Source organism: Staphylococcus sp. HMSC06C11, assembly GCF_001808345.1.
In the GTDB taxonomy this organism is placed as follows: Bacteria; Bacillota; Bacilli; order Staphylococcales; family Staphylococcaceae; genus Staphylococcus; species Staphylococcus capitis.
This window is the reverse complement of sequence record NZ_KV793038.1, coordinates 113,838-124,989: the sequence shown is the minus strand read 5'-3', so window position 1 is coordinate 124,989 and position 11,152 is coordinate 113,838. Positions and strand designations below refer to the sequence as shown.

General features: G+C 32.5%; 12 protein-coding genes. 3 read left to right on the top strand and 9 right to left on the bottom strand.

Translation table 11 applies throughout. The features are described 5' to 3' along the window. The first annotated feature begins 169 nt into the window (after nucleotides 1-169). Nucleotides 170-1,525, top strand: coding sequence for a branched-chain amino acid-like transporter carrier protein BrnQ3 (brnQ, locus tag HMPREF3154_RS04110; protein WP_023350288.1), 1,356 nt, complete (start codon nucleotides 170-172; stop codon nucleotides 1,523-1,525). A 79-nt stretch (nucleotides 1,526-1,604) separates the two neighbouring features. On the opposite strand, the gene HMPREF3154_RS04105 is transcribed toward brnQ, so the two are convergent. Genes HMPREF3154_RS04105 through HMPREF3154_RS04095 form a run of 3 tightly spaced genes read right to left on the bottom strand, consistent with a single transcriptional unit; the run spans nucleotide 1,605 to nucleotide 3,682 of the window. After that, on the bottom strand, nucleotides 1,605-2,738 hold the full coding sequence (locus tag HMPREF3154_RS04105; RefSeq protein WP_030062716.1) for a toxic anion resistance protein: 1,134 nt from the start codon (nucleotides 2,736-2,738) through the stop codon (nucleotides 1,605-1,607). Between the two features lie 22 nt (nucleotides 2,739-2,760). Continuing rightward, nucleotides 2,761-3,387 carry a 5-bromo-4-chloroindolyl phosphate hydrolysis family protein gene (locus HMPREF3154_RS04100; RefSeq protein WP_023350290.1) on the bottom strand — a complete coding sequence of 209 codons (627 nt, stop codon included), beginning with the start codon at nucleotides 3,385-3,387 and terminating at the stop codon, nucleotides 2,761-2,763. Between the two features lie 25 nt (nucleotides 3,388-3,412). Continuing rightward, on the bottom strand, nucleotides 3,413-3,682 hold the full coding sequence (locus tag HMPREF3154_RS04095) for an acylphosphatase (protein ID WP_002433775.1): 270 nt from the start codon (nucleotides 3,680-3,682) through the stop codon (nucleotides 3,413-3,415). A 159-nt stretch (nucleotides 3,683-3,841) separates the two neighbouring features. Between HMPREF3154_RS04095 and msaA the strand changes: the two genes are divergently transcribed. Together msaA and cspA are read left to right on the top strand one after the other, a co-directional pair. After that, nucleotides 3,842-4,150, top strand: a complete 309-nt coding sequence (gene msaA, locus HMPREF3154_RS04090) for a regulatory protein MsaA (protein WP_023350291.1) — start codon at nucleotides 3,842-3,844, stop codon at nucleotides 4,148-4,150. Nucleotides 4,151-4,332: 182 nt separating this feature from the next. Continuing rightward, nucleotides 4,333-4,533 carry a cold shock protein CspA gene (gene cspA / locus HMPREF3154_RS04085; protein ID WP_002433901.1) on the top strand — a complete coding sequence of 67 codons (201 nt, stop codon included), beginning with the start codon at nucleotides 4,333-4,335 and terminating at the stop codon, nucleotides 4,531-4,533. Nucleotides 4,534-5,116: 583 nt separating this feature from the next. On the opposite strand, the gene lysA is transcribed toward cspA, so the two are convergent. From lysA to dapA, 6 genes are all read right to left on the bottom strand, one after another. Beyond that, nucleotides 5,117-6,382: a diaminopimelate decarboxylase gene (gene lysA / locus HMPREF3154_RS04080; protein WP_023350292.1), complete on the bottom strand. Its 1,266-nt coding sequence runs from the start codon at nucleotides 6,380-6,382 to the stop codon at nucleotides 5,117-5,119. After that, nucleotides 6,383-7,459 (bottom strand): alanine racemase, encoded by a 1,077-nt coding sequence (locus HMPREF3154_RS04075; RefSeq protein WP_023350293.1) that lies wholly within the window; start codon nucleotides 7,457-7,459, stop codon nucleotides 6,383-6,385. A 5-nt stretch (nucleotides 7,460-7,464) separates the two neighbouring features. Then, nucleotides 7,465-8,616 (bottom strand): amidohydrolase, encoded by a 1,152-nt coding sequence (locus tag HMPREF3154_RS04070; RefSeq protein WP_070474394.1) that lies wholly within the window; start codon nucleotides 8,614-8,616, stop codon nucleotides 7,465-7,467. A gap of 179 nt (nucleotides 8,617-8,795) precedes the next feature. Next, the gene (dapD, locus tag HMPREF3154_RS04065; RefSeq protein WP_023350295.1) at nucleotides 8,796-9,515 is read right to left on the bottom strand and encodes a 2,3,4,5-tetrahydropyridine-2,6-dicarboxylate N-acetyltransferase; all 720 of its coding nucleotides are present in this window, start codon (nucleotides 9,513-9,515) and stop codon (nucleotides 8,796-8,798) included. Nucleotides 9,516-9,541: 26 nt separating this feature from the next. Further along, entirely contained in the window at nucleotides 9,542-10,267 is a 726-nt protein-coding gene (gene dapB, locus HMPREF3154_RS04060; protein WP_023350296.1) for a 4-hydroxy-tetrahydrodipicolinate reductase, read from the bottom strand. Then, a complete protein-coding gene (gene dapA / locus HMPREF3154_RS04055) occupies nucleotides 10,267-11,151 on the bottom strand; it encodes a 4-hydroxy-tetrahydrodipicolinate synthase (protein WP_023350297.1) in 885 nt (294 codons plus the stop codon). The genes dapB and dapA overlap by 1 nt, the downstream gene beginning before the upstream one ends. Nucleotide 11,152 lies beyond the last annotated feature (1 nt).

Below are 11,152 nucleotides of genomic sequence, written 5' to 3'. Positions count from 1 at the left end.
TTAATTGTATGTATTTAATAGTTGATAAATGACATTCAACCTTATCTTTTAAATAATCACAAATTAAATTTGTATAAGTTTTTAAATTTTCTGAAATTATATAGACTTATAATTCCTGATTATGATAGAATGTTTAATGTTGCATTATTAGATAAAAAGGAGCAGCATTATGAATAAAAACACTTGGATTATAGGTTTTACTTTGTTCGCTATGTTTTTTGGCGCAGGGAACCTTATTTTTCCAACGAATCTAGGCCTTGATAGTGGACATTTCCTTTGGCCAGCTATACTCGCATTCGCACTAACTGGTATTGGGTTACCATTACTAGGTGTCGTTGTTGGGGCACTAGATCATCAAGGATATATCGGTGCTTTTAATAAAATTTCACCAAAATTCTCTTTAATCTTTTTAATTGTTATCTATTTAACAATAGGACCTTTGTTCGCGATTCCGCGTACAGCTTCGACTTCATTTGAAATGACTGTCACGCCAATCGCTAACACTAATGGGAATATAGCATTATTAATTTTCACTATTATTTACTTCTTAATTGTGCTTTATTTATGTCTTAATCCTAATAAAATGATAGATCGCATTGGTTCATTGTTAACTCCATTGTTGTTAATAACTATATTAGCTATGATTATAAAAGGATTTATAGACTTTGGAAGTAATGCTCCCGGAGAAGGTAATACAAAATTATTCCATTCAAGTTTTTCCGGTTTTTCACAAGGGTTTACTCAAGGTTATTTAACAATGGATGCAATCGCTGCAATTGCATTTTCAATGATTGTTGTTAACGCTATTAAAGCTACCGGAATTAAACATTCTGATAAAATATTTAAGCAAACAGTGATAGCAGGACTTATTGCTGCTACAGCTTTAATCTTTATATATATTTCATTAGGATTTATTGGAAATCATATGCATATTACTTCAGGAAAGATGAAAGAACTCACTGCTAATGATCAAAATATTGGTACATATTTACTAACTACTATGGCTGCGAAGGGATTTGGTACCTTCGGTAAATATCTATTAGGAATTATCGTTGCATTAGCTTGTATCACTACAGCTTGTGGTCTTATTGTTTCAGTGAGTCAATATTTCCACAGAGTTTTCCCTAAAATTTCTTATAAAGTTTATGTAATATTATTTACATTAATAAGCTTTATCATAGCCAATCAAGGATTAAATTCAGTTATATCTATGTCAGTACCTGTATTAAGTATTGTATATCCAATAGCTATAACAGTTGTTTTACTAATATTAGTGGCTCGATTTATACCGACGAAACCAATTGCGCAACAAATACCATTACTTATTGTTGCAATAGAATCTATATTTAGTCTTATTACTACTCAAGGATGGTTTAAAATTTCATTTATAGACCATTTACCACTTAAACAACATTCACTTGAATGGTTTCCAATCGCGGTAATTGCAACTATCTTGGGTTATATTATTTCATATTTCGTTAAACAAGATTTTATAGTTTATCAAAAAGAAGATAATAACAACTAAAACTTAAATATATATAAAGGCACTCGTACCATAAGTGATTTTAACCATCACTAAAGAATACGAGTGCCTTTTTCAATTATTATTCTTTTCTCATTGATAATAGATGTTGCTTCAAGTCGTTTTCTAAGCCATTAAGCTCTTTTTCAGCTGCTTGTCGCTTTTGACGACCATCTTGTTGGATTTGTAATGTCTGTTCAATTGTTTCTATAATGTCATTTTGAGTTGTTTTCAGAGTCTCAATATCAACGATGCCACGCTCATTTTCAGTGGCAGTTTCAATAGCGTTTTGCTTTAACATTGAAGCATTTTGAGTGAGTAAATCATTTGTAGTATCTGTTACGGCACGCTGAGCTGAAACTGCATTACGTTGTCTCATTAAGGTTAAGGCAATTGCCATTTGATTTTTCCATAAAGGAATACTTGTGAGAATTGAACTTTGAATTTTTTCAGCTAATGCTTGATTCACGTTTTGAATCATACGAATTTGAGGAGCTGTTTGAATAGCAATTTGTCTAGACAATTGTAAGTCATAAATACGTTTATCTAAACGATCTACAAATTGTTCCATATCCGCCACAGCTTGAATATCCATTTGATTTCCTGAGTTATGAGCTTTCTCTTGTAGTTCAGGTATTGTTTCAGATTGAATCTGTTGTTTCTTACGTTGTGCAGCAGCAATATATAAAGTTACATCGTCAAAGTATTTTTTATTTTGATCATATAAACCGTCTAATAATTCAACATCTTTAGTTAGATTCCCTTTATGTTTGTCTAGTTGAATCGTAATACGATCAATTTGAGAGCTTACTGATTGCATTCTTGAAAAGACTTCATTAATTGAAGCTTTTGTTCTTCTAAATATACGTTTAAGTTTAGATTGTTTATTTGGATCTAAATCATTAGGATTAACTGACTTTAATTTGCCCATTAATTGACTTAATGAATCTCCAACAGGCCCCATATCTTTAGATTGAACTTCATCTAGCATTTGATGTGAAAATTGAGACATACTTTGTTGTAAGTTAGTACCAAACTGTAATAAGCCATCATGGTCTAAAGGCTTTATTTGTTGACTAATTGTTTCTATTTTTTTCTTGTCCTCATCACTAAATTGAGGGTTGAAGTCTTGAGCTACTGTAGGATTAGTATTTGTATTATCTTCAATATATTGATCGAGTGGATGTGATTGATTGCTATTAATTTCATGCGTCATCTCATTCATCTCTCCATTTCTCTTATACATCTTTGCGACGTTCTTGTTCTAATTTGTTTAATTCCATTTCAACATCTAATCGTTCATAATCTTCTTCATTTAATCTTTTTAAATCAGCAATTAGTGTACGTTTAACTTCATCTAGAGTAATACGCGTCTGTTCAAGCTTTTGTTTTTCTTCTTTTGATTTACGTGGCATCCTTGAAAGGCGAGTATAAGAATCTACTAGATTCAGAGCATTATCTAGATGAGAATAGAAGAAACCCTCTACTTTGAAAAACATACCCGGACGTTGTTTGATACTTGTATATATAGAACGTGATATACGGTAAATATCATTGACTTGTCTAAAATCTTTTATAGATCTGATGTTCATAAATGATTTTAAAATAGTTCTAATTTTTAATTGGGCTTGATTAAGCTGAGTTCTAACATATCTATAATCTCTACGTGACAATCCGATTTCATTAAGATATTTGCGTGAAGTAAGCCTTTGAGTAGGGAAGTACGATAATAGAAAACCACCTGCACCAACGATAGCATCAATCAGGAATGATAAATCCCATGCGAAAACAGTAACCATCCAAACAATAAATGCTACTGGTATGCCTACTAACACTCCAAATAAACGTGAAATGTTATATCTCAAATGTCATCTTCCTTTATATTAAAGTCTATATAGTTTTAAATTCTGTTAATGAGTCATCAATATCTAGATTTTTAATATTATAATCGGTTACTGATGACGCAGGTGAAGCACCTTTAATTACAGATTGAATAAATTGTTCTAATTCTTTATCTTCACCTTGAGCATATATTTCTACATAATCGTCAACATTTTGGACTGTACCTTTAATGTGATATTGGTTAGCAATGCGTTCAGTATAATATCTGAAGCCCACACCTTGAACAGTTCCAAAAACTTGAATATGTTTACGTTCCATAATATCACCTCATAACTTCATTATACGTACTTTAGTTGTAAAAAACTAATATTTGCTATATGATTTATCGGCCAAAAGTATGAGTCTTGAAACTTGATTTTGAATTCTGAAAAGTTACAATTAAGTTTAAAGGTTTAACCGTGGAAGGGGATTTTAAACATGTGGACAGTTGCAAAAATGAGAGCTGACTACGAAGGTTGGTGGCTATTTAGTGATTGGCCTGAAAAAGTTATCGAAACACTAAACTTCAACACATACGAAGAAATGCTTGAAAAATACACAAAACTTCTTCAAGACTGTAAGGATTGTTTCGATAATTATGTAGTAGGTAAACATAACATTTATGCTTTCTATAACAACTGTGACTTAAATTTTTGCGAAGATTGCGATGAAGATTTACAAATATTTTATAGTTTTATTATTTTAAAAAATAATGAGGTTTATTTTAATCTTCCAAAAATTGATTAAATGATAATTTTCTATAATTGTATTGCAATTTAGCTATGACTAAACTATAATGATTATTAAGCAATTGTTTTATTCCATATTGCAAAGAATATTTGGATTTATCATACATATAAGCACACGTATTTTTTGTAATATGCGAATAACGCATATTGAAAGAATTTAGTCTTGGAGGTTTCAGAAATATGAAACAAGGTACAGTTAAATGGTTTAACGCTGAAAAAGGTTTCGGCTTCATCGAAGTTGAAGGAGAAAACGACGTATTCGTACATTTCTCAGCAATCAACCAAGATGGTTACAAATCATTAGAAGAAGGTCAATCAGTTGAATTTGAAGTAGTTGAAGGCGATCGCGGTCCTCAAGCTGCAAACGTTGTTAAACTATAATAAATAGATTATAATTATTGACTTTAACTAACACCTTACCAAGATGTAGGGTGTTTTTTATATCAATACATACAGTAGCTCAGAAAGAAATTGATGTTAATTTCTTTCTTTTTTTATGCACAAAAAGAAACAAAACATCTTTACAATAATATAGTCTGCAATATAATTTTTATTGATTTATTAATCAATTTTTTTATAATTTAAGTGATAAGTAGGAGAAAGGAAACAATATTATGCCAAATCCTTTTAAATTATTACAAGTTTCAATTGGTCGTTTTTATTTTGGTTACCGTGGTCGTTTCATTTAATGGTAAATCTTATTTTACAAATTTAAATACCGATAAAGATTTCATTTTCAGCTTATTAGCAATGAGCACTATTACTGTTGTTTATATAATTATTTTTTATGTTTTAGCAATTACGATATTCAGGAAAATTCAATTTTAAATCTTGTTCATTTCAATAGAACTTAAAACGCCTTGGAAATGTTGAGACAACATCTATCCAAGGCGTTTTAAAATTCATCTTTCATTAAATTAAAATTATATTATAGTAGGTGAGTTTCGCTTGCTCATTTTTACTATCATTTCGTATCATTAATTATTAATTGTCTTAGTGACTGACGCTTTATCACTTCACGTGCTTTTCCATCTTTTAAGAAGAATACTGATGGCTTCTGCATTTGATTATAATTTGATGCCATTGAATAATGATATGCACCAGTTGATAAAATTGCTAAATAGTCTCCACGCTTAATAGAGGAGGGTAACTTAGCTTTTTTAATGATAATATCACCGGATTCACATAGTTTACCTGCAATCGTCACAGTATCATCTGCTTCCTCATTACGATTAACTAATAAAGCTTGATATTTAGCATCATATAAGGCTGTACGGATATGATCGCTCATACCTCCATCAACTGAAACATATTTATTCACTTCAGGTATTTCCTTTATAGTACCGACCTCATATAAAGTAATTCCTGCTTCACCAACAATTGAACGACCAGGCTCTATACCAATTTCAGGCACTTCATAATTAAGTGAATGAGCAGTTTCTTTAATTGCATCAGTAATTTCTGCAATACCTTCTTCAATAGGGAAACTTTCATCACCTTCAACATATTTGATACCGAAACCGCCACCTAAATTAAGTAATTCTACTTTGATTTCATTTTCAGATAACCAATGAAGCACAAGCTTAGCAGTTTCTATCATAGCTTCGGTACCTTCAATCTGAGACCCTACATGGAAGTGAACTCCTTTTAATTGTAAGTGTTTAGAAGCTTTTACTTTATTAATCGCTTCTAAAGCTAATCCATGTTTAATTGATAGACCAAACTTACTATCTTCTTGACCAGTTTGTATAAATTCGTGTGTATGTGCTTCCACGCCAGGATTGACACGTAATACGATATTCACTTTATCACTTGCATATTTATCAATTAAATCAATTTCTTCTAATGCATCTATAACAAAGTACCCGATATTATTTTCTAATGCGTATTGAATTTCTCGCTTAGTTTTATTATTACCGTGAAAGTGAATACGATTTGCATCAAAACCAGATTCTAGAGCAGTATAAAGTTCTCCTTCAGACACCACATCTAATTGTAAATTTTCTTCTTGCACTAATTTAACCATTTGAATACAAGTAAATGCTTTAGAAGCATAAGAAATATTATATTTTAAACCACTTTTCTCAAATGCACTATGATATCTGCGCATTTGATTACGAATTTGATCTTCATCATATACGATAGTAGGGGTACCAAAGCTTTGAGCTACAGTCTTTAAACTTGTACCTCCCATTGTTAATTCGCCATACTCATTATATTTGACTACCATTTATATGTACTCCTTTATTAGAGAATCATGATTCATAGCGCTTAATTGTTCAGAGTTTGCGCCCACACCTTTAAAAGTAAATTCATCGATGCGTATATCGTTATTATATAATACTACTTCATCTTGTGCATGAACTTCATTATCCACTTCAACAAACATATGACTCATCATTAGAGCTCTAATTGGATAACGTTTACCATTAATCATTGCCTCATGCTGAGCTCTAGATTTAAGGATGCCATCCCCATACCCAATATCAACCACTGCCAATTGTGTTTGATTCTTAGTAGCCTCATAAGCGAAACTATATCCGCAATAATCTCCAGCATTAACTTCACGAACTTGAATCACATTACCTTTAACTGTCAAGGATTGTTGAATTTCAGATTCTTTTAATTTGCTATAAGGTCTAGAACCATAAAGTGCAATACCTACACGTGCATGGGTATGGTGAGGTAGGACTACTTGACCTTCACGATAAAAACTTGCACTATTTTGTGCATGTATCATATCAAATGAGTAACCTTCATCCAACAAAGTATTTAGAACATTTAACCATGCCTGTCTCTCAATATCATACTCTGGAACATCGAACTCATCAGCATATCCAAAGTGAGTCCATATACCAGAAATAATCATTTTGTTATCACTTTTATTTTGAGCATGATCTTCTAAAACTTCATGCAACTCTTCTAAATCTTTGAAACCTGAGCGATGTAAAAGATTTTCAAATTCTAAATGCACATGTATATTTCTTAAATCCTCTTTGTGTTCATAATAATAAGTTAAAGAGGGTAGTGTCATATGAATTTCATACTCTCTTACTGTATCAAATTCATACACAGCATTCATTAGAAATATAGTTGCATGAGGTGCGATTTCTCTCACACGGATAGCTTCTTTTAATGATGTTGTACTAAATGTTTGAATGCCTGCTTTTAAAAACTCTTTAACTGAAAATTCTAATCCATAATGATAAGCATTATTTTTTACTACTGCCATTATTGATTGTTCATTTCTAACTTTTACAGCATTCTGATAAAACACTTCTGTATCTACTGACCAAATTGCTGTCAATTGACTTACACCTCTTTGTAATTTCTTAATAATTGTTCATAATAATTCGCTACATCAATTAAAATCTTTTCATCAAAATTTAAATGAGAGGTATGCAAACCTGTAATATAACCTTTAGCTTTATTCTGAGTGCCTACAAATACAAAATATGCAGGAGCTAATTGTTGTCCATAAAAACTAAAATCTTCTCCAAATAAGAATGGGGTAGGTTTATCAATGACTTCTAGATTAGCCTTATTTAAGGCTTGTTCTACACTTTCCCGAAGTTCAGGACTATTCATAGTAGGAGGATAACCTTCTTCAAATTTTACTTGGCAATCTACATTAAATAGTAATTGGCCACTTTCTGCTATTTTATACATTTGTTGTTTAACCACAGTTAAGTCATCTACATCATACGTGCGTATTGTACCTTCAAGATAACCATGACTCGGTACTGTATTTATAGCTTCACCAGCTTCAAAATGTCCCATATGAACTATATTACGTTTTAAGCCATTAAGATGGTACTGTTGTATTTGTCCTACTTGTGCTAAGACATGTTGTAACGCTTCACCACATGAATGACCTTGCTCTTTATCAGCCACATGACTTGATAAACCATTTAAATAAAAGCGATACTCAGTCGCACTTGCAGTGATTTCTTCATCACGAATCACTACTTTACCTTCTTCAGCGAACGGGTTCACATGAATACCAAATACTGCTTCGATAGGGTACTTTTCAAAGGCGCCTGCTTTAATTAAGCGATTAGCACCACCACCAGTTTCTTCAGCAGGCTGAAAGATAAACACAACATTGTGGGGAAGTTCACCTTTATCCGCCATCGCTTTGCAACGTTTTACAAATAACATTAATGCTGTTGTATGACCATCATGACCACATGCATGCATCACATTGTCCGTTTTACTTCGATAGTCGATATCATTTTCCTCAAATATTGGTAAAGCATCGATATCAGCACGAAATGCTATCGTATGATTACTTTGACCTTCTAAATACGCTATTGCTCCGGTTTCAAGAGGGCAATCATATTCAACGCCTAAATTATCAAGAAATTCTTTAATATACTTCGTTGTTTCGAACTCATGTAAACTTAATTCTGGATATTGATGTAAATGTCTTCTATGTTTTGTTACAAATTCTAATTCACTCATATTAATCATCCCTTATATGAAATTGTTTTAATTCATTATGTAATGATGACGCTTTTTTACTTATTTATAATAAAAAGGTGAAACAAACGTGCGAACCTACATATACGAGTGTTCAACATCATCATTTGCTTCAACCTTTAACATTCATTTATATGAAAATGATTAAAACATACAAGCTATTAATCATTTAACTTTCTTAACGCTGAGACAATTTCACGTTTAGAGTCTTCAACTTCAGATGTTTGTTTAATTACTTTAGCAGGGGTACCAGCTACAACAGCACCAGCTGGAACATCTTGAGTTACAATAGCACCCGCAGCAACAATTGCACCTTCGCCAACGCGAACGCCTTCCAGAATAACTGCATTAGCACCAATTAAGACATTATCTTCGATTACCACTGGAGACGCGCTAGGGGGCTCAATTACTCCAGCTAATACAGCACCTGCACCAACATGTACATTCTTACCAGTTGTCGCACGACCACCAAGTGTTGCGTTCATATCAACCATTGTACCTTCACCAACTACCGCACCAATATTTATTGTTGCGCCCATCATAACTACAGCACCATCTTCAATAATCGCTTGTTCACGAATGAATGCACCTGGTTCAATACGTGCGTTTGTATTTGTTAAGTCTTTAAGCGGAATCGCTGAATTACGTCGATCCATTTCAATTTCTAAATCTTCAATTTTTGTTTGATTTTCTTCATAGAAGGGTTTCCAATCATCCGCTTCACAAAAGATAACTTTAGAATGTTCTGATCCAAATACTTTAAAACTTTCTGGGAAAGTTACGCCTTCAAAATTACCATTCGCATAAACTTTTAAAGGTGTAGATTTTTTTGCATCACTGATATATTGAATAATCTCTTGAGCTGATAAATGTTGTACCATAGTTTAAACCTCTCCTTTGTTTACTTTTATAAATTATCAAAAGTATAATATCCATTTTCTTTATGAATTAACTTTTCAGCGGCACCAATGGCACCATTTGCGAAAATGTCTTTAGATTGTGCCTTATGAGAAATAGTGATTGTCTCATCTGTGCCAGCGAATAAAATATCATGTTCACCAACGATTGTTCCTCCACGCACAGCATGAATACCAATTTCATCTTTCGTACGTTTCTCAGTATTCTCATGACGATCATATACTGGCGTTACTTGGTCTCTAAGTTCTTTGATCACATCATACAATTTAACTAATGTACCACTAGGAGCATCTACTTTCTTATTGTGATGAGCCTCAGTTAATTCAATGTCAAAATCTTGTAGTAGGGGTACGGCAGTTTCTAAAATCTTAGTAAGGGCGTGTATACCATAACTCATATTTGCACTAAAGAATACAGGCATATGTTGACCTAATATTTGTAGCTTTTGAATGAGCGTATCTTTCTCACCAGTTGTAGCAATAACTAACGGTAAATTGAATGACTCATCTAGTAATGGTATTAATAATTCAGGGTTTGAAAAGTCAATCACTACATCAGCAACGTCTTGAGCTTCAACTATACTATTGTAATGCTTGTATGGTGTTGAATCTTTAGGAGTTCTATCTATGACTCCTACAATCTCATGATTTTTTTCTTCAGCTAGTCTAGCAACTCGTTGATTCATCGCTCCATAGCCTATAAGTAAAATCTTCATTAATGTTCACCTGCTTTAAACTGATAATAAGCTTGCTCTAATACATTACGCTCTGCGTCATCTAATGGGATAAGTGGTAATCTTAATTCATAATTACCAAAACCTAAATGTGCCGTTAGTGCCTTAATAGGAATAGGGTTAACATCCACAGATAATGAGTCTAATAATTGCCCAATAGGTTCAAATTGACTTGAAATATTTTCTCCACTTTGTTTAGCATCGTATAAATCTTGAAATTCTTGAGGGATAACATTTGCAATAACTGAGATAACACCTTTACCTCCACGTTGATAGAATTCAACAACATTGTCATCATTGCCACTATATAATGCAAATTCATCTTCATTAATGCGTTTTTTAACTTCTTCCATATAATCAAAGTCATTCGTCGCATCTTTAAGTGCAACAATGTAAGGGTTGTGACTTAATGTTTCAACAGTTTCTGCTTCAATCGTCATATTCGTCCGTGATGGTACGTTATAAAGTACAACCGGTAATTTTACTTCATTTGCGATAGTCTCAAAGTGTTTAATTAATCCTCGTTGGTTTGTTTTATTATAATAGGGCGTAATAAGCATCACTGCATCAGCACCAATTTCTTTAGCTCTTTTAGAGGCTTCAATTGATTTCTGAGTATTATTCGTACCAGTTCCAGCAATGATAGGTACACGTTTATCAACTAATTTAATTACAGTTTCAAGTACTTGTTCTTTTTCTTGATCTGTTAAAGTAGGGCTTTCAGCTGTTGTTCCATTAACTATAATCGCTTGTGTGTTATTTTCTAATAAAAATTTTACATGTCTTTCTAATGCGTCAAAATCAATTTCATTATTAGTAAATGGTGTAGCTAGAGCTACGCCAACGCCTTCAAACATGTGTGTCATA

What these genes read in the sequence shown, in the direction of transcription:
- lysA (WP_023350292.1), bottom strand. Translation starts at nt 6,382, where the DNA reads ATGGTAGTCAAATATAATGAGTATGGCGAATTAACAATGGGAGGTACA.
- dapD (WP_023350295.1), bottom strand. Translation starts at nt 9,515, where the DNA reads ATGGTACAACATTTATCAGCTCAAGAGATTATTCAATATATCAGTGAT.
- dapB (WP_023350296.1), bottom strand. Translation starts at nt 10,267, where the DNA reads ATGAAGATTTTACTTATAGGCTATGGAGCGATGAATCAACGAGTTGCT.
- HMPREF3154_RS04105 (WP_030062716.1), bottom strand. Translation starts at nt 2,738, where the DNA reads ATGACGCATGAAATTAATAGCAATCAATCACATCCACTCGATCAATAT.
- HMPREF3154_RS04070 (WP_070474394.1), bottom strand. Translation starts at nt 8,616, where the DNA reads ATGAGTGAATTAGAATTTGTAACAAAACATAGAAGACATTTACATCAA.
- cspA (WP_002433901.1), top strand. Translation starts at nt 4,333, where the DNA reads ATGAAACAAGGTACAGTTAAATGGTTTAACGCTGAAAAAGGTTTCGGC.
- msaA (WP_023350291.1), top strand. Translation starts at nt 3,842, where the DNA reads ATGTGGACAGTTGCAAAAATGAGAGCTGACTACGAAGGTTGGTGGCTA.
- HMPREF3154_RS04095 (WP_002433775.1), bottom strand. Translation starts at nt 3,682, where the DNA reads ATGGAACGTAAACATATTCAAGTTTTTGGAACTGTTCAAGGTGTGGGC.
- brnQ (WP_023350288.1), top strand. Translation starts at nt 170, where the DNA reads ATGAATAAAAACACTTGGATTATAGGTTTTACTTTGTTCGCTATGTTT.
- dapA (WP_023350297.1), bottom strand. Translation starts at nt 11,151, where the DNA reads ATGACACACATGTTTGAAGGCGTTGGCGTAGCTCTAGCTACACCATTT.